This window comes from Saccharopolyspora gregorii, assembly GCF_024734405.1.
Taxonomy (GTDB): Bacteria; Actinomycetota; Actinomycetes; order Mycobacteriales; family Pseudonocardiaceae; genus Saccharopolyspora_C; species Saccharopolyspora_C gregorii.
The window spans coordinates 5,778,660-5,796,115 of sequence record NZ_CP059556.1; the positions used below are offsets into that span (position 1 = coordinate 5,778,660).

At 72.2% G+C, this 17,456-nt stretch carries 18 protein-coding genes, 1 tRNA gene and 1 pseudogene; 8 read left to right on the top strand and 12 right to left on the bottom strand.

The features are described from left to right. The first annotated feature begins 131 nt into the window (after positions 1-131). The gene (locus H1226_RS28215) at positions 132-1,283 is read left to right on the top strand and encodes a hypothetical protein (RefSeq protein WP_309148766.1); all 1,152 of its coding nucleotides are present in this window, start codon (positions 132-134) and stop codon (positions 1,281-1,283) included. Here the strand turns inward: H1226_RS28215 and H1226_RS25345 are convergent. Next, complete coding sequence (locus tag H1226_RS25345; RefSeq protein WP_258343437.1) at positions 1,280-3,310, bottom strand: tetratricopeptide repeat protein; 2,031 nt, start codon at positions 3,308-3,310, stop codon at positions 1,280-1,282. The genes H1226_RS28215 and H1226_RS25345 overlap by 4 nt on opposite strands. A 176-nt stretch (positions 3,311-3,486) precedes the next feature. Here H1226_RS25345 and H1226_RS25350 point away from each other — a divergent pair. After that, positions 3,487-3,559, top strand: a tRNA-Arg gene (locus H1226_RS25350). A 210-nt stretch (positions 3,560-3,769) separates the two neighbouring features. Here H1226_RS25350 and H1226_RS28395 read toward each other — a convergent pair. Both H1226_RS28395 and H1226_RS25360 read right to left on the bottom strand, forming a co-directional pair. Beyond that, positions 3,770-4,601, bottom strand: a pseudogene (locus H1226_RS28395) (phosphotransferase). Next, positions 4,598-5,503: an AAA family ATPase gene (locus H1226_RS25360; protein WP_258343441.1), complete on the bottom strand. Its 906-nt coding sequence runs from the start codon at positions 5,501-5,503 to the stop codon at positions 4,598-4,600. Before H1226_RS25360 ends, H1226_RS28395 begins: the two are co-directional and overlap by 4 nt. Positions 5,504-6,343: 840 nt before the next feature. On the opposite strand from H1226_RS25360, the gene H1226_RS25365 reads away from it, so the two are divergent. From H1226_RS25365 to H1226_RS25375, 3 genes are all read left to right on the top strand, one after another. Further along, positions 6,344-7,360: a DUF418 domain-containing protein gene (locus H1226_RS25365; RefSeq protein ID WP_258343443.1), complete on the top strand. Its 1,017-nt coding sequence runs from the start codon at positions 6,344-6,346 to the stop codon at positions 7,358-7,360. 454 nt (positions 7,361-7,814) lie between these two features. Next, positions 7,815-8,573 (top strand): helix-turn-helix domain-containing protein, encoded by a 759-nt coding sequence (locus H1226_RS25370; RefSeq protein ID WP_258343444.1) that lies wholly within the window; start codon positions 7,815-7,817, stop codon positions 8,571-8,573. Beyond that, a complete protein-coding gene (locus tag H1226_RS25375) occupies positions 8,570-9,214 on the top strand; it encodes a GOLPH3/VPS74 family protein (RefSeq protein ID WP_258343445.1) in 645 nt (214 codons plus the stop codon). The genes H1226_RS25370 and H1226_RS25375 overlap by 4 nt, the downstream gene beginning before the upstream one ends. A 111-nt stretch (positions 9,215-9,325) precedes the next feature. Here the strand turns inward: H1226_RS25375 and H1226_RS25380 are convergent, their stop codons facing one another. Continuing rightward, positions 9,326-10,324 (bottom strand): aldo/keto reductase, encoded by a 999-nt coding sequence (locus tag H1226_RS25380; RefSeq protein WP_258343447.1) that lies wholly within the window; start codon positions 10,322-10,324, stop codon positions 9,326-9,328. Between the two features lie 128 nt (positions 10,325-10,452). On the opposite strand from H1226_RS25380, the gene H1226_RS25385 reads away from it, so the two are divergent. Then, positions 10,453-11,304: a helix-turn-helix domain-containing protein gene (locus tag H1226_RS25385; RefSeq protein WP_258343449.1), complete on the top strand. Its 852-nt coding sequence runs from the start codon at positions 10,453-10,455 to the stop codon at positions 11,302-11,304. A 215-nt stretch (positions 11,305-11,519) separates the two neighbouring features. Here the strand turns inward: H1226_RS25385 and H1226_RS25390 are convergent, their stop codons facing one another. Beyond that, a complete protein-coding gene (locus H1226_RS25390; protein WP_258343451.1) occupies positions 11,520-11,915 on the bottom strand; it encodes a hypothetical protein in 396 nt (131 codons plus the stop codon). Then, positions 11,912-12,160 (bottom strand): hypothetical protein, encoded by a 249-nt coding sequence (locus H1226_RS25395; RefSeq protein WP_258343453.1) that lies wholly within the window; start codon positions 12,158-12,160, stop codon positions 11,912-11,914. The genes H1226_RS25390 and H1226_RS25395 overlap by 4 nt, the downstream gene beginning before the upstream one ends. Positions 12,161-12,328: 168 nt before the next feature. Between H1226_RS25395 and H1226_RS25400 the strand changes: the two genes are divergently transcribed. Next, on the top strand, positions 12,329-13,195 hold the full coding sequence (locus H1226_RS25400; protein ID WP_258343455.1) for a helix-turn-helix domain-containing protein: 867 nt from the start codon (positions 12,329-12,331) through the stop codon (positions 13,193-13,195). Continuing rightward, a complete protein-coding gene (locus tag H1226_RS25405) occupies positions 13,180-13,374 on the top strand; it encodes a DUF397 domain-containing protein (RefSeq protein WP_258343456.1) in 195 nt (64 codons plus the stop codon). The genes H1226_RS25400 and H1226_RS25405 overlap by 16 nt, the downstream gene beginning before the upstream one ends. Positions 13,375-13,413: 39 nt before the next feature. Here H1226_RS25405 and H1226_RS25410 read toward each other — a convergent pair whose 3' ends face one another. The 6 genes from H1226_RS25410 to crcB form a co-directional block, all read right to left on the bottom strand. Beyond that, positions 13,414-14,631 carry a VanZ family protein gene (locus tag H1226_RS25410; RefSeq protein ID WP_258343457.1) on the bottom strand — a complete coding sequence of 406 codons (1,218 nt, stop codon included), beginning with the start codon at positions 14,629-14,631 and terminating at the stop codon, positions 13,414-13,416. 70 nt (positions 14,632-14,701) lie between these two features. Continuing rightward, positions 14,702-15,379, bottom strand: coding sequence for an HAD-IA family hydrolase (locus H1226_RS25415; protein WP_258343459.1), 678 nt, complete (start codon positions 15,377-15,379; stop codon positions 14,702-14,704). 164 nt (positions 15,380-15,543) lie between these two features. Beyond that, positions 15,544-15,939 (bottom strand): hypothetical protein, encoded by a 396-nt coding sequence (locus H1226_RS25420; RefSeq protein ID WP_258343461.1) that lies wholly within the window; start codon positions 15,937-15,939, stop codon positions 15,544-15,546. Positions 15,940-16,193: 254 nt separating this feature from the next. After that, a complete protein-coding gene (locus H1226_RS25425; RefSeq protein WP_258343463.1) occupies positions 16,194-16,559 on the bottom strand; it encodes a fluoride efflux transporter FluC in 366 nt (121 codons plus the stop codon). Continuing rightward, positions 16,556-16,882 (bottom strand): DUF190 domain-containing protein, encoded by a 327-nt coding sequence (locus H1226_RS25430; protein ID WP_258343465.1) that lies wholly within the window; start codon positions 16,880-16,882, stop codon positions 16,556-16,558. The genes H1226_RS25425 and H1226_RS25430 overlap by 4 nt, the downstream gene beginning before the upstream one ends. Position 16,883: 1 nt before the next feature. Then, a complete protein-coding gene (gene crcB, locus H1226_RS25435; RefSeq protein ID WP_258343467.1) occupies positions 16,884-17,354 on the bottom strand; it encodes a fluoride efflux transporter CrcB in 471 nt (156 codons plus the stop codon). Positions 17,355-17,456: the final 102 nt, after the last annotated feature.

Sequence of the window (17,456 nt, forward strand, 5' to 3'; positions counted from 1 at the left end):
CGGACCTGCCGTCCCCTGCGGGACAATCCGGCCCGGAAGCCCGGAAGCCCGGAAGCCCGGAAGCCCGGAAGCCCGGAAGCCCGGAAGCCCGGAAGCCCGGAAGCCCGGAAGCCCGGAAGCCCGGTGGCGTCGTGGCTGAGCGGGCGGACCGCTGGTCCACGGTCCCGGTCCGCCGCCGCGTGCTGGGCGTCGTCCGCACGCTGACCGCGCTGGACCGGTTGCAGGACGTCTTCGCCGTGCTCGCCGACGACTTCCGGGTGGAGGCGCGGTTCGCGGTCGCCGAGGGCTCGCAGTTCGGCGCGGACCTGCGCGGTTTCCTGGACGCGGCGGGGATGCGCTCGCTGCCGTGGGAGTCCGCGACGCGGGAGCACGTCGACCTGGCGGTGTCGCCGAGCAGCAACGGCGCCTTGCACGAGCTGGACGTCCCGGTGGTGACGCTGCCGCACGGCGCGGGCTACCACAAGCTGCGCCCGACGGATTCCGGTGTGGCGGCGGACATCTCCGGTCTGTCCGCCGAGCAGTTGCTCCACAGTGGACGCGTCGTGCCGTCGGTCCTGGCACTGTCGCACCGGAACCAGCTGGAGCTGCTGCGCGAGTCGTGCCCGCCCGCGGCGGAACGCGCCGCGGTGGTGGGCGATCCGTGCTTCGCCCGGTTGCGCGCGAGCCTGCCGATGCGGGAGCGGTACCGCGCCGAGCTCGGCGTCGGCGACCGGCGGTTGGTGCTGGTGAGCTCGACGTGGGGCCCGAACTCGCTGTTCGCGCGGCACCCGGGGCTGGCGGCCGAGCTGACGGCCGCGGACCCGGGCGCGCAGGTGGCGCTCGTGCTGCACCCGAACGTCTGGGCGAGGCACAGCGCCTGGCAGCTGGGCCGGTGGACCCGTGCGGCCCGGCGCGCGGGGCTGCTGCTGGTGCCGCCGCACCGGGGTTGGCGGGCGGTGCTGGTCGCCGCGGACGTGGTGGTGGCGGACCACGGTTCGCTGGCGCTGTACGCGGCGGCGTTGGGAAAACCCCTGCTGCTGGCAGGTTTCGGCGCCGACGAGCTGGCCCCGGGTACGCCGATCGCGGAACTGGGCGCGCGGGCGCGGCACCTGTCGTCGGTGTCCGAGGTGGCGGCGGCGGAACCGGTCGCGGAGCACGAACTCCTGGCTGCGCGGGCGTTCCTGCCTCCGGTCGAGGCGGTGTCGCGGCTCCGCGCGGTGCTCTACGCCCAGCTGGGGCTGCCGGAACCCGCGTTCCCCGCGGTTCCCGAACCGGTGGACCCGTTCGTCCCGCTCCCGGACTAGTCCAGCAGCGCGCGCAGCCGGGCGGCGTCCGGGTGGCCCGCGGTCTCCAGCAGCTCCGCGGCTTCGGCCAGGGCCGCGCGTGCCGCGGCTTCGTTCCCGTCGTGCCGCGCGGATTCCGCGAGCAGTTCGAGCGGTTCGACGAGGTCGTGGCCACCGCCGCGGGCGCGGATGGCCGCCTCCGCGGCGCGGAGCTCCTCGACGGCCGCGGCGTGGCGGCCGAGGGCCTGGTGCGCGCGGGCGGCCACCACGCGGATGCGGTCCGGGATGCGCCGGTCGTTCGGGAAGTCCCGGAGCCGGTGCCGCGCCGCGGCCAGCACCTCCAGCGCCGCGGCCGGTTCACCGCGCCCGACGAGCGCCCGCGCCAGCAGGTATTCCTGCAGCGCGGCGGCGCGGGGTTTACCGAGTTCCAGGTTGATCTCCCTGGACCGCCCGAGGAGTTCCAGCGCCGCATCCCAGTCGCCGAGCGCGGTCCGCACCTTGCCGAGGAACTCCAGCGCGGAAGCGAGGACCCGCCGGTGCCCGGCCCGCTCGGCGAGCTCCCGCGCCCGCTCCCCGGATTCCAGCGCCGCGTCGAACTCGCGCAGCTCCAGCAGCAGCTGCGTGCGCAGGGTCCGCAGCCGCGATTCGGCGACCAGGTCACCGCACCGCTGCGCCGAGCCGATGCCCAGGTCCAGCGCGGGAACCACGTCCGCGTAGTGCTTGTGCTGCTGGTGCACCGTCCACAGCGGACCGTCGCAGAGCGAGATGACCGCGCGGTCCCAGCCCTGCTCGTGCGCGGCGGCCAGCACGTGCACGAGGTTGACCCGCTCCCGGTCCAGCCATTCCCGCGCGGTGCCGTCGGTGAACGGGTTCGGCCCGGTGAGCAGCGCGTCGTCCTGCCCGACCCGCAGCCGCTGCGGCTCCAGCACCGCGCGGTCCGCGTGGGCGCCGCGCACCCGGTACCAGTCCACGAGCCGCCGCAGCGCGCCGTCGTCCGCGGCGCGCAGCCGTTCGGCGTGCAGCCGGACCAGGTCGTGGAACCGGTATTCGTCCTGGTCGGTCCGCTCCAGCAGGTTCGCCTCGTGCAGCTCGGCGAGCAGGTCCTCGGCGTCGTCGGTGGAGAGCTCCGCGAGCGCCGCGACGGCGTCGGCGGCGAACGTCGGTCCCGGGACGTGCCCGAGTAGCCGGTGCAGCGCGCGCTGCTCGGCGGGGAGTTCGGCGAGGACCTCGTCGAAGTGCCGCAGCACCACCGGCACGCCGTCCTCGACGAACTTCTCCAGCCGCCCGTCGCCTTCCAGGTGGGCCACGATCCGCGCCAGCTTCCGCGTCGGCCACTTCGCCAGCCACCCCGCGGTGATCCGGATCGCGATCGGCAACCCGCCGCACAGCTCCACGATCCGCCGCGCCTGCTCCGGTTCCGCGTCCACCCGAGCGCCCGCGCCGGTGCGCAGCAACGCCACTCCCGGCTCGGCGTCGAGCCGCCGCAACCCGAGCGGCACCACGCCGTCCACGGCGAGCTCGGGCCGCTGCCGCCACGCGATGAGCACCAGCAGCCCGCCCGGCGAGGACGGCACCAGCGGCAGGAAGTCCCGCGGATTCGCGACGTCGTCCAGCACCAGGGCCACGTCGTGCTCCCTGGTGAAGCTGCGGAACAGCCCTTCGGCCGCGTCGGCGGAGGCGGGGACGTCGAGCCCGAACGCGTGCAGGCAGTGCGAGATCACGTCCAGCTTCGTGGCGTCCCGATCACGCAGGTCCAGGTAGATCCGGTGCCGGAACCGCAGCGGCGACTCGTGCATCCACTGCCGCACCAACGCCGTCTTGCCGGAGCCGCGCGGGCCGCTGACCAGCACGCAGGCCGGGTAGGCCCCGCTGCGCGCCACCGCGGCGTCCAGCTCGGCGCGCTCGGCCTCCCGGTCCACGAAACCGGCCTGCCCCGGCTGCAGCTCCTCGGCGCGCAACGCCACCGGAACCCGCTGGTGGAAGTGCACCTGCCCGATCGACCCGGCCTGGACGAGCTGCTCGACGTCGCCGCGGTTCTCGTTGCCCATCCCACTCCCCCGGACCGCACCGGCCCAGACCGCACCGGCAGCGCCGGTATCGCTTTCCAGTGACGATCTCCTCACCATACGCGACCGCCACGCCCCGCAGATCCCGTTCCGGCCCGGCCCTGCTGTCCCCCGCCGCACCTCGGCCGGTACCCTTCGACCGTCGACACGTCGACCACGCCCCCGTAGCTCAGGGGATAGAGCACGGCTCTCCTAAAGCCGGTGTCGCAGGTTCGAATCCTGCCGGGGGCGCTCGGATCAACTACCCGTTGACCTGCGCCGGAAGTCCACAGCGATGATCTTTCCATCCGATGAGGACGGTTCGGCGCAGGGCAGATTCAGGGCGGACTCGGCCACCCGGCCCCGTTGAGCGCCTCGGCGACCGCCTCTCGCTCCGCCTCGACTCCGTCGAGCAGGCCGAGCCCCCGCCCGCGGCACGAGAGAACGTGCGTTCGAGCATCGCTACAGCGACGTCGCTAGGCGGCGCAGCGGTTCGGCGAGTTCGGGGTGGTCGCCCATCTCCGTCCGGTGCAGCAGCCGCGCGGCGGCGCAGAGCAAGGCGGTTCGCCCGCTCTCGCTGTCGAGCTTGTCGGCGAACAGGTCCCGCACTGCCGCCGCAGTGCGGGGCGCGAGCAGGCTGTAGCAGTACAGCGACGCCGCATCGGTGCCGACCGGACCACGCCCCCACAGCTCCCAATCGAGGATGCCGAGCTCGGGGTGTAGCAGGTTCGCCCAGTGCAGATCACCGTGCACGGTTTCCCACTCCCGCACCTCGATCGACCGCCCGAGCGCGTCGTGGACGGCCTTGCGGATGGCGGGTTCGTCCTTGCGCATCCGCACCGTCGGGGTCGAGCTGATCACGCCGAGGCTGCGCCGCAGCTCCGCCCACCACGTCGCAGGCAGCTCGATGTCGGTCCTCAGGGCGTCGGTACTCGAACACGGCCGACCGGGCACGTGGGTCATGAGCTCTGCGCGCTGCCGACGGGCCTCGGGGGATCTCCCACTCGACGGAGTCGAGCACGCGGGGTTTGCGGATACCGGTGACGGTGTTCGCGTCGGCATTGCCGGACCACCAATCCCCCTGGGCCCACTGGACCTGCTCGGACACCACGCGCAGCCACCGCGGACCGTCGGGGCCGTCAACGGGCGCACTGATCGAGCGCAGCCGCCAGCCGAACACCGGGTCGCCGGTCACCGTGACGTGGAAGTGCCCGGCGGCGTGGTCGAGGTTGCCGCGCATCCACTCGGAGAACCGGCGATCCGCCTCGGCGACCTCCGCGTCGGCGGGGCTCATTCGACGATGTGCCGCAGGTAGGCGTCCGGGGTGGCCAGGTACCGGCGCCAGTGGTCGACGAGTTCGAGCTGATCCCACTTCACGCGGCGAAATCCGTGCTCGCCGACTTCAATGATGTCCGCGCCCGGCGTGGCCGCCAGGATCGGCGAGTGCGTCGCGCACACCACCTGTGCGCCGCTGTTGCCGAGTTCGTGCATCAACGCGACCAGCCGCAGGCAGGAGTCGAACGACAGCGCCGCTTCCGGTTCGTCCATCACGTAGAAGCCGGGCTTGTCGAACATCGCCTGGAACATCGTCAGGAAACCTTCGCCGTGCGACATCGCGGCGGTGTCGTCCTGCCAGTAACCCGGAACCCCACCAAGGTTCTCCGTCATCTGGAATGCCGTTTCAGCACGCAGGAAGAACCCCTGCTTCCGGGAACGGGGGCCGCCGAGCATCCGCGCTCCGGCCGCGGTCGTCTCCAGCGTCAGCACGTCGCCGAGCGGCGTTCTCGTGGCGTCCGGGCGTCCACGTGCGGCAGCCAACCGGCCGCCGTAGGAGTCGAGCCGGAACCCTTCCGCGATGGCTTCGACGAGGGTCGACTTGCCGGACCCGTTGCCACCGACCAGAAACGTCACCGGCGCGCTGAGGGTCAGCCCGTGCTCGGCGAGTTCGGCGACGCACGGCACGGTGAACGGCCACCGGCCGGCCTCCGCACGACCGGGCCGGTTCGTCTCCCTGATGAAAGCGCGTCGGACGAACACCGTCCTCCTAGGCGTCGTAGTTCGGCATGCACCCACCCTTGGGCCCGCACGGCCCGGAGCCATCCGGCCAGCAGGACGGGCCGCAGGCGGGGCCGCAGTTCGGCCCGCATCGAGGGTCGCACGCCGAACGCGGCCGAGGACGGGCACTTCGACGTTCAACGCTGGTGAGGTTCGGGCGGGTCGAGAACGCTCGCCGCGCCTCCCGGGAGAGGGATCTCCAGCCGCTTCAGTCGCAGCTCTGCGGCCTCGGCGTCGTCTCCGGAGTCGTTCGGTGGCGCGCGGGTCTCCGCGCTGCACTCCGGGCGCTTCGGCCGACGCCCCACTGGCACCTCCGAAGCCGACCGATGATGAGATTCGAGCCTTGATTCGAGCCGAAAGGTCTTGATTCGAGCCGAAAGGTCATGATTCGGATTCGCAGAAGGATTCGATTCCCCCGGATATCGGGATCGCAGGTAGGGTGTCGCGATGCTTCGGGGGACGTGGCGATTTTCCCGCCGGACCACTTCTCGCGTGGGGTTTCCCCTCCGGCCCGCTTCTCGTCGCGTTCGCGCCGGGCCGGGGGCCTCGGGCTGCGCGTAGTTTGCGGCCGGGTGGTGTTCGCCTCTCGTGCGCTCGCCGACCGAGGGAAATTGTTTTGGTCGCTGCACTGACCTGACGTCGTCGACGATTCGCGTCGGCAGCAGGTTCCGCGTCGGTGATGCGCTCATCGATGCGGGAATTCCGGCGGGCGGGATCGACACTTCCTGGCCACCGCTGCGGGCCCTCGAACAGCGGCGATACCTGCACGGGGCGATTGCGCGAGCAGGACCGCGTTCGGGTCTGCGCCCTCGGCCGGGCGGTGTGCGGACGCACAGGTGAACACCGCTGTTCGTCGACCACAACCGAGACCCCATCGCGCGCGATTCGGCATTGCCGCGGGCTCGGACGAGAAAGGAACGGGCTGTGCACGACGCCCCGACGGAGCGCCTTCCGGTCATCTCATCGGCGGCGGATCGCATCGTGTCCATCGATGTGATCCGCGGTGTTGCGATCGCCGGAATCCTGCTGATCAACATCACGTACTTCCTGAGGCAGGCCGGGTGGGCCGCGGACCCGGGCGATGCGGTGCTCTGGAACTTCGTCGACCTCGCCGCCTTGGGCAAGTTCCACTTCGTCTTCGCCTTCCTCTTCGGCACCGGCGTGTTCCTCTTCTTGTCCCGGCTGCGGGCGAAGGGGAGATCGTTGTGGACGTACTCCCGACGCATGATCATCTTGATCCTGGCCGGGGTGCTGAATTCGGCCCTCGGCGGCATCGACGTGCTCATGTCGTACGGCGCGCTCGCCTTCCTGCTGCTGCTCCTCACGTTCCTGCCGCGGTCGGTCCTCGTCACCGCGGGCGTCGTGGGTTCGCTGGTTCCGGACTTCTTGCAGCTGGCGACGAAGCTCGGCGCGGACGCCGGGCTTCCACCGCTCCTGACGGTGTCGCTGGAGTTCGCCCGCACGCTGGGCCACATGTCGCTCGGCTTCTGGGCGGCGGAACGGGGACTGTTCGACGTCGGCACGCGCCTTCCGGTCAAGAACACCTTCTTCGTCACCGCGGCCCTCACCGCGCCGATCTGGGTGTGGACGCTCCTCGCCGGCACTGAGCTGACCCACGACATCTCGTTCCGCACGGCCGCGATCCCGGGCCTGATGTACGTGACCGGGCTGATCCTGGCGCTGCGCCACCCGAGGGCGGAACGGGTGCTGTCGTCCCTGCGGTTCTACGGGCGGATGGCCTTCAGCAACTACCTGGGGCAGACCGTCGTCTGCACGACCGTCCTCCCACTGCTCGTGACGTCCGGCCGGCTGTCGGCCGTGGCGGCGCTCGGGTTCTGCCTGGCGGTGATCGTGCTCCAGAGCGCCTGCTCCGCGCTGTGGCTCCGGTGGTTCCGCCAGGGTCCGCTGGAGTGGGCCTGGCGATGCGGCACCTACTGGGAGTTCACCCCGCTGCTGGCCGGATCTTCCCGCAGCGCGCGGAATCCCGGCCGCCCGTGAAGCGGATCCCCGGTGGGGAGGGGTGTTCGGCGGCGCTCCCACGTCGGTGCCGGACACCCCTCCCGCGTTCGCCGGGCCGTGCTGCTCGGGGTACGGGCGGTGCCGCGCGGAACCTGTCGCGGCGACACCGGCAGCCGGGCGCCGGCGCTGGGGCCGACCTTGCCTTCGGTCGGGATCGGAGCCAACCAGGGCCGGGTGGTGCTCGATCCCGCCGCGTCCGGGCGGTCGGGGAAACCCTCGGCTGCCGCCCGGATCTCCGCGGGGAGCGGTCCGCAGGTGAGCAGGTCCGGAACGGCGGTCCGCCGCGGGGCGGGCCAGGCGACTCCGGCTGTGACCCGGGTCGCTTTTCCGATTTTCCGGGCGGCCGGGCTTGACCATGCCGCAGCGGCACGGTTTCGACTACTGGTGCCCGGCGCGGTCGCGTCGGACGGATGCGGACGATGAGGTGTCGGAAGTGGCGTGGAGCACTCGGGAGATCGCCGAGCTGGCCGGGACGAGCCTGCGGGCGGTGCGGCACTACCACGACGTCGGCCTGCTGGCCGAGCCCGAACGGCGGTCGAACGGCTACAAGCAGTACGGCGTGGCACACCTGGTGCGGCTGCTGCGGATCAAGCGGCTCACCGATCTGGGGTTCTCGCTGTCGCAGATCGCGGAGATGGGCGAGGCCGACGACCACCCGGAGGAGGCGCTGCGCACCCTCGACGCGGAGCTCGCCACCACGATCGAACGCCTGCAACGCGCCCGCGTGGAGCTCAACCTGATCCTCCGCCAGTCCGCGCCGACCGATCTGCCGAGGGAGTTCGCCCCGGCGGCGAAGAAGGCGACGCTGTCCGATGCGGACCGTTCGCTGGTAGTGGTGATGTCCCGGGTGCTCGGCCCGCAGGGCGTGCAGGCCTACTCGGACATGTTGCAGGACATGCCGCCGGACCCGATGAGCGCCGAGTTCGACGCGCTGCCGGCGGACGCCGACGACGCCGCCTGCCGGGCCTTGGCAGAGCGGACCGCACCGTTCGTCCGCGAGCTGTACCGCGAGTTCCCCGGGCTGCACAAGGCGAACGTCGACGCGCCGAGCGGCCTGCGCTTCGCGCGGGAGACCATGGGCAAGGCCATCGTCGACCTCTACAACCCGGCGCAGATCAACGTCCTGGTGCACCTGGAGCAGATCCTGGTCGCGGACCCGATGCCGCAGCCGGAAGACGAGGAGACGCCGTGAACGAGTCGTTGCCGGACCGGATGTTCCTGCTGTCCTACGACGTGGACAAGGGCAAGCTCGATGCGGCGAGCGTGCTGGTGCGCGGATCGCTGCTGCGCGCGGCCGCGGTCGTCGAGCTCGTCGAACGGGGCCTGCTGCGCGAGGGCGGCGGCAAGGCCGAACGCACCCCGGCCGCGGCGCCGGAGGACGCGTTCCTCGCCCACGTGCTCGACGCCGTCCGCGAGGACCGGCCGCGCCGCTGGACCACGCTCATCGACACGGGCTTCCAGCACGCGGAGGGCGCGGTGCGCGACCGGCTCGCCGCCGCCGGGGTGATCACCGCGGAGCGGCGTCGCGCGCTGGGCCTGTTCCCGGTCCACGACATCACCGCCACCGCCCCCGGGCAGGTCCGGGAGTTGCAGGCGCGGGTGCGGGACGTGGTGCTGGGCGGGCGCCCGCCCACCGCGCACGAACCGCAGGACGTGGTGCTGGCCGCGTTCGCCCTCGAAGGCGACGTGCGCACCGCGTTCACCGGCAAGGAGCGGCGGGCGCACCGAGACGCGGCGAAAGCCGTCGCCGCGCACGTCGACGAGCGGCTGCCGCACCTGCGCAAAGCGCTGACCTTGTCCATCGCGGCCCGCCGGAGCGCGGCGACCGCGTGAGGCCGGGACCGGGGACCCCGGCCTGTGGCCTGCGTTCGCCGGAGGAGTGCGAACGCCGGTCGCCGCCGCGCCGGGCACCGCGAGCGAACGGTGTCCGGCGCGGCGACCCGCTCAGTTCCCGACGCCGAGCTCGGACATGAACGCGGCCGGGTAGCGGTCGCCGCGGGCGGAACCGGCGGGCACCGCCGCCTCGATCCGCGCCAGGTCGTCGGCGGTGAGGTGCAGGTCCGCGGCGGGCAGCGCCTCCGCCAGCCGGTCGCGGGTGCGGGCGCCGACCAGCGGCACCACGTCCTCGCCCTGCGCGGCGACCCACGCGATGGCCAGCTGGGCGACGGTGCAGCCCTTCTCGTCCGCGACCCGGCGCAGCTCCTCCACCAGCGCCAGGTTGTGCTCCACGTTGCCGCTGGAGAACCGCGGCGACGCCCCGCGCGCGTCCCCGGCGGCACCGCTGCGCTCCGCGCTCCAGTGCCCGGAGATGAGGCCGCGGCCCAGCACGCCGTACGCGGTCAGGCCGATGCCGAGCTCGCGCAGCGTCGGCAGCACCTCGGCCTCCACCGCGCGGGACAGCAGCGAGTACTCGATCTGCAGGTCCGCGATCGGGTGCACCGCGTGGGCCCGGCGGATCGTGTCCGCGTCCACCTCGGAGAGACCGATGTGGCGCACGTGCCCGGCCTCCACCATCTCGGCGATCGCCCCGATGGTGTCCTCGATGGGCACCGCCGGGTCGAGCCGCGCGGGCCGGTACACGTCGATGTGGTCGGTGCCCAGCCGCTGCAGCGAGTAGGCCAGGAAGTTCCGCACCGCCGCCGGCCGGTTGTCCTGCCCGCCGAAGCGCATACCGGGGCCGCGGAGCGCGCCGAACTTGACGCTCAGCAGGTAGTCCTCCCGGTTCCGGTCGCGCAGCGCCTCGGCGAGCAGCAGTTCGTTGTGGCCCATCGCGTAGAAGTCGCCGGTGTCGATGAGCGTGACCCCCGCGTCCAGCGCGCGGTGCACGGTGGCGATGCTCTCCGCCCGGTCGGACGCGCCGTACGCCTCCCCGGACATGCCCATCGCGCCGAGCCCCAGCGCGGAGCTCACCGGTCCGGTCGTCCCCAGCTTTCGTTGCCGCATGGCGTGTCCTCCTCGATCGTCGGTCTCGCCGTCCACCTTGCGCGGATTCCGGGTGGTGCGGGAGCGAGCGTTCATCGTGGGAGAGCCGCTCCCTGGATGCGGACCGCGACCGGGAGCAAGATGGGGACGTGCAGCGTGATGCCCTGGCCGATTTCCTGCGCCGCCGCCGCGAAGCGGTCCGCCCCGCCCAGGTGGGGCTGCCCGCCGGGCCGCGGCGCCGCACCGCCGGACTCCGCCGGGAGGAGGTGGCGATGCTGGCGGGCATGTCGGTGGACTACGTGGTGCGCCTGGAGCAGGGCCGCAGCAGCCAGCCGTCGACGCAGCTGCTCGGCGCGCTGGCGCGGGCGCTGCGGCTGTCCGACGACGAGTGCGCGCACCTGTTCCACCTCGCCGGGCACCACCCGCCGCACGCGGCCGGGACGGCCCGCACGGCCCGCGCCGGGCTGGTGCGGATGCTCGACCTGCTCGGCGACACGCCCGCGCTGGTGCTGTCCGACCTGGGCGAGGTGCTGGCGCAGAACCCGGCGAGCCTGGCGCTGATGGGCGACCAGACCCGGTTCACCGGCGACGACCGCTACCTGGTGCACCGGTGGTTCACCGACCCCGACGTGCAGCTGCGGCACCTGCCGGAGGAGCACGACCGGCACTCCCACCAGCTGGTCGCGGACCTGCGGGCGACCGCGGGCCGCCGCGCGGACGATCCGGAGGTGGCCGCGCTGGTGGAACGGCTGCGGGCGGCGAGCGACGAGTTCCGGCGGCGCTGGGACGAGCACGAGGTGGCCGTCCGCCGCGCCGACCGCAAGACCCTGGTGCACCCGCGGGTGGGGCCGCTGCTGATGGACTGCGAAACGCTCGTCACCCCGGACCAGCGCCAGCAGCTGCTGGTCCTCACCCCCGCCGACACCGACACCCGCGAACGCCTGGACCTCCTCCTGGTCCTCGGCACCGAGGAGTTCCCGGCGGACGCCCCACCCCGGTGACCGCCCGCGCCGGTTGCGGCGCCGTGCCGCGCGACGGGCGCGGGCGGTCGTCCCCGGCCGATGGTGGGCGGGTCGGGGGTGGCCCCGGCACCCGTCGGGGAAGGGTTCCGGGTACCGGGGCCGGGTTCCCCGCCGGAGCTCGCAGTCGGGGTAGCGAGCGGTTTCCGGCGAGGCACGACCGACCGACGGGGGCGCGTCGGCGGCCGCGGTCCAGTTCAGGCCGCTGCGCCGAGGCTGCGGCCGAATCCGGGGACGGGAGGGAGCCACTGCGGTTCCGCGATCCGCCCCGGCCCGTCCGGGTCCTGCTCAGGCCAGGTGATCGGTGGATCCGGTTCCGGCGGCGCGGCGTGGAACGAGCGGCGTTCGGCCATCACGACCAGCGCGACCTGGAACGGGGACCACGAGCCGGGGACGTCGCTCTGCCCTGCCGCGGCGACGCAGGACTGGCAGACCTCGCGCGCGTCCGGCGGTGGCGGTCCGCCGAGGACTCGGCACATGCGGCCGGTCAGCGGGTGTCCGCAGGTCGCGACGATCACCGCACCGCCCGCGTCGCGCCCCACCACGTGCCAGGTCGAGCACCACTCGGACGTCAGCCAAGCCCATCCGCTCACCGCGACGCCTCCGCGTCCAGCTCGACCGGTGCCCCACCTGATCCGAGCGCCAGCGCGCGGACGCACACCAGGCACGGCATCCCGGCGGGCCCGTCGAGCAGTTCCGCTTCCGCCGCTTCGATCACCAGCTCGCACAGCGCGGCGCACGCTCCGTCCGGGCGGCGGATCGCTACGTGCACGACCCGCCGGGTCTCACCCACCACGCCCGGCGCGTAGCGGACCTGCACGACGTCATCGGCGTTCACGATCGCCTCCCGAGGTTCGGCGAGCGGGCTGAGGTGTAGTCACCCTCGGCGAGCCTGTCTCGCGATCCATCATGTGTATCGCAATCCACTTTGACCTACCTCGCGCAATCCGGCAATTCCCCGGCCGGGTGACTACGAATGTGTCGCTGAACTGCTTAGATCTGGTTCATGGCGCGATCCAAAGCAGGAAGCCCGAAAGCTCGGACGCTGGCCGCAGAACTGCGCAAACTCCGCATGGATTCAGGTGTCGGCGTGCGTGAACTGGCTCGCCGAATGGGCTTTTCGCACGGTTGGGTCACGCGCACCGAAGCGGGATCCCGGCCGATCACCGTCGAAGACGTCAGCGCGATCCTCTCCGCACTGGAGCTATCGAGCACCGAGCGCGAGCGCCTCGTCGAGATGGCCCGCGAGGTCGATGATCCGGACTGGATCAGACCTGGCATCCCAGGAGTGCGCGACGAACTGGTGACCCTGATCGAGTACGAGCGCACCGCGACCACGATCACCGAAGTCGCACCACTGTTGATCCCCGGCCTGTTGCAGACTTCGGACTACGCTCGAGCCGTCATGAGCGATCTCCCCGCTGCCGAACGCGAAGCGAAGATCGGGCTGCGGGCCGGGCGGCGCGACCTGCTGGAGAAGCGGAACGGCCCGAAGTTCGAAGCGATCATAGCCGAGCAAGCCCTGACCGATCAGGTTTGCGCACCGGAGGAACAGGTCGATCAGCTCCGCCACCTTCGGAAACTGTCCGGGAAACCCAACATCTCCATCAGAGTGCTGCCGCGAGGACTGCACCGATGGACGCCCATGCGCGGCGGTCACTTCATGTTCTTCGAGTTCCCGCAGGCCGCACCGATCGTGCACGTGGAGATGCTGGCGAGCGGTGTGTTCATTTCGCGACCGGCGACGATCGCCGCGCACCGCGAGGCCGTCGGTACTCTCCGGCGGGAAACGATGAGCGAGGAGCGGACCACGGACCTCATCTCCTCCCACATCGAGCGCGCAGAGGAGCAGGACACATGGAACAGCAGGTGACGGGCTGGCGGAAGTCCTCCCGATCCGGGCAGCAGACCGCGTGCGTCGAGGTCGGCCGGGTCGGGGGAGGTGCCGCGGTGCGGGACAGCAAGGACCGGGGCGCGGGCCACTTCACCACCACCGGCGCGCAGTGGGCCGCGTTCGTGCGGGCCGCCAAGGACGGCCGCTTCGACGGTTGAGCCGCGGCGGCCCCGGTGCGTGCCGGGGCCGCCGTCCGGCTACGGCGCCGCGACCGGCTCGTCGCTGCGCTGCGGTTTGGGCACCGGGCGGGGTGCGTTGTGGTGCGGGCGGGCCCGGTTGTGCACTCCGGACGCCAGCTCGTGCAGGCTGCGGTCCTTCGGGTGCAGCCGCACCACCAGGGCGTACAGCGCGACGAACACCATCGACAGCAGCCCGGCCGCCACCCCGGCCAAGGCCACCAGCAGCACGTTCTCGTGGAGCTCGCCGGAGCGGAACACCTCCAGCACCGCGCCCGGCGTGCCCCGGCCCCACAGCACCCCGGTCGCCACCACCAGGAGCAGCAGCGGTGGCAGGAACGGCACCGCCAGCACCGCGGCGCGCAGCAGCAGCCGCCACGCCGCCGGACGAGCACCCGAGTCGTCGACGAGCTCCAGCAACAGCAAGCGCTTGCCCGGCGTCGCCCCGGTCCACGCGGGCAGCGCCACGAACCAGCCGCCGAACACCACCGCGGGCCCCCACCACGCGGGCAGGCCGAACGTGATCACCACGACCAGGGCGAGCGCGCTCAGCACCGCGGCCCCCGCGATGTCCAGCACCAGCGCCACCACCCGACGCCCGAACGGGACGGGATGCCGGGCCAGCACCCGCTCGTCCAGGGCGTTCAGCGCGGGCATCGCGCGCCCCACCTGCCCGCCGAGCCACCAGCCGAGCATCGCGCCGAGCGTGTTCACCACCAGGTCGTCCACGTCGAACAACCGGTACGGACACGGGTAGATACCGAACACGCCGGTCCCCTGCGTCACCTCGAACGACAGCGCCACGCCCGCCGCCACCGCCAGCGACGTCCACGGCCCGCGTCGGAAGTGGTAGCGCAGGAACACGCCCAGCGGCAGCAGCAGGAGCAGGTTGAACCCGGTCTCGATCACCGCCGAGTTGTGCAGCACCAGATCGCCGAAGGTCACCCGGTGCCCGGATTCCTTCCACACGTCCGCGAACGTGTTGCCCGGTGTCAGCTGCCACCGCCCCATCCGCGGGTATTCGCGGCACACGTCCACCGCGGTGCCCGGCAGCGGCATCAGCACCAGGCAGTACGCGGTGATCACGTAGTACAGGAAGGCGTAGAACGACAGCGCCCACCAGCGCATCACGCCGTGCCTGCGGTAGAGCACCACGGCCACCGGGACGAGCAGGACGAAGGCGAGGAGCGGGAACAGCACCGCTGCGGTGCGGATCGGCAGGAGGTACGCGTCGGCCACGCGGAGCAGCATCCCCGCAGGGCGGTCCCGGGCACCTCGGCCGATCGGCGCGTTCCCGTCGGCCATCAGGTCAGCGGTGCGCGGCCTCCCCGCCGGTGTGCGCGCGGAGTTCCACGGTGAGACCGGATTCCGCCGCGGTGGCGCGGACACCGGTGAAGTCGGAGATGCGGGGCAGCCCGTCCGCCGCGGGTCCGGTGCGGGAGCCGACGACGATCACCCGGCCGCCTGCGGTGCGGGCGGCCTCGATCCCGGCCTCGGCGTCCTCGAAGATCAGCGCCTCGGTGGCGGGAACGCCGAGCGCGGCCGCCGCCTGCAGGTAGCCCTCCGGGTCGGGTTTGCCGCGCCGCACGTCCTCACCGGTGACGACCACGTCCGGCATCGGCAGTCCCACCGCCGCCATCCGGCGCGCGGCCAGCGCCGGTCCCGCGGAGGTCACCAGCGCCCAGCTCCCGGCGGGCAGCCCGGCCAGCAGTTCGGCGGCGCCGGGGATCGCCACGACCCCGGCCAGGTCCCGCAGTTCCTGCTCGTCGATGCGGGCGGTCTCGGCGGCCACGTCGGCGCCCGCGGGCAGGTGGCGGGCGACGGTCTCGCCGCCGCGGCGGCCGTGCGAGTCGATGAGGATGTCGGCCGCGTTCAGCCCGTGCCGCTCCGCGAAGTCGTGCCAGACCCGCTCCACCACCGCGGTGGAGTCGACGAGCGTGCCGTCCATGTCGAACAGCAGGGCGCGCGGGCGGAACCGTGCGGTCATGGTGGTCCTTCCTGGTGCTGCGGTCCGGTGCGCTCCCACCTTCGCGGTGGACGCCGTTCCGCGCCAGGTTCCCTGCTGAATCGTGACACCAGAACTTGAAAATGATTCAGGAAAGGCCCGGAATTCTTCACGTCGAAGAATTCCGGGCCCACCCGAGAACTACATCACCACTGGACCATCGAGGGGTTTCCCTCGCTGCCCTGGGCGCCGAGACCGATTCCGGAGCCCGCGTTGTAGGTGGACGCGCCCACGTGGAAAGTGGAACCGTCGGCGCGGATGCCCCAGACGTCGACCGGCGCGTTCGGGCCCGCCGAGGAGAAGTCGTGGTTCCAGCACTGGCCCGGGTTCTGGATGGTGCTGGCCATGCCCGGCGAGCTCATGCCGCCGCCCAGGTCGACGGAGTGGACCTCCACGTACGCCGCGTAGTCGCCCTGCGCGCAGAACTCGATCTTGCCCGGCACGGCGGCCGAGGCCGCGGTCGCGCCGACCGTCCCCGCCAGCAGCGCGCCACCCAGCAGCGCGACCGCACCAGCGGAGATACGCCGGACAGAATTGTTCATTCCCATGTGGGGATTCCCTTCGCGAAAGCAGAAACCGGCACCGCTCGGATGCCGCGCTCACATTCAATCGCCGGGGTACGACGAGACCACCGCCGGAATCACTCCGACCCCACCCGCTGCGGGGATTCCCTCACGAACGCGGAATCGCCGGCACATCGCGGCGGAACCCGATTCCGCCGTTCGAGGAAGTGCGATCCCAGTGGGCCCACCGCCCGGGAACCCGCGGCCGAGCGAGCCAGGCCGGCACGACCTGCTCAGACCACCGCCTGCACCGCCGTGTGCCCGAGCAGCGCCGCGCCCACCGACGCCAGCACGCTGATCGCGATGTTCAGCCCCGCGTAGAAGTACGCGCGGTCCTCCGCGAGCCGCAAGGTCTCGAAGCCGAAAGTGCTGTACGTCGTCAGCGCGCCGCAGAACCCGACACCGGCCAGCTCCGAGACCAGCGGCGGTAACGCCCCGCCCGCCCCGGCGAGACCACCGAGCACCATCGAACCCAGCACGTTCACCGTCAGCGTCCCCCACGGGAACAGCGTGTCGTGCCGGGACTGCACCGCGCGGTCCGTGAGGTAGCGCAGCGGGGCACCGATCATCGCCCCGAGGAACACCAATGCCACCGTCACGCCCGCTCGCTCCCCCGGTAGACGATGGTCTCGACCTCGTCGAGCACCACCGCGCCATCGCCGATCAGCCCGTCCAGCTGCGGCAGGAAATCGCGCACCTTCTGCTCCGAGTCCACGATCACCACCAGCACCGGCAGGTCCTCCGCCAAGTCCAGCAACCGCGTCGTGTGCACCCGGGACGACAGCCCGTAGCCCTCCACGCCGCGCAGCACGGTCGCCCCGGCCAAGCCCGCGTCCCGAGCCCGCTTGACGATCTCGTGGTAGAGCGGTTTGTGGTGCCACCGGTCGTCGGCACCGAGGAATATGGACATCCGCAAGGCCATCTCAGCTCACCTCCCTGACTACGGCCCACCGGGTCAACACCACGCCGAGCAGCACCGCGAACAGCGCGCACAGCAGCGTCCCCGCCAGGTACGCGGCCGCGACCAGCACGCTCCCCGGCGCCAGCAGCGCGCCGAATTCCACCGCATAGGTGGAGAAAGTGGTGAACCCGCCGAGCACTCCGACGCCGAAGAACGGCCGCACCAGCGGATGCGCCGTCCACACCTCGGTGATCAGCACCATCAGCACGCCGATGAGCAGGCAGCCGAACACGTTGATCGAGAACGTCCCCCACGGGAACCGCCCCGGCTCGGTCGGCAGCAGCAGCCCCACGCCGTAGCGGGAGATCGCGCCCAGCCCGCCACCGAGGGCGATGACCAGCAGGACAGCACCTCTGGTGCGGGAGAGTTCGCGTCGTTGCGCGGGAATCCGGGTGTCCACGTCCGGATCGATGACCTCGTCGGGGTTCGCCATGCACGCCTCCTACCGGCATCGGACGCACGCGTCCGGTCCGATAGGGACCGTTGGCGGCGTCGTGCCGCGGTTCTCCGACCTTCGGAACGGCGAGCCCCACCA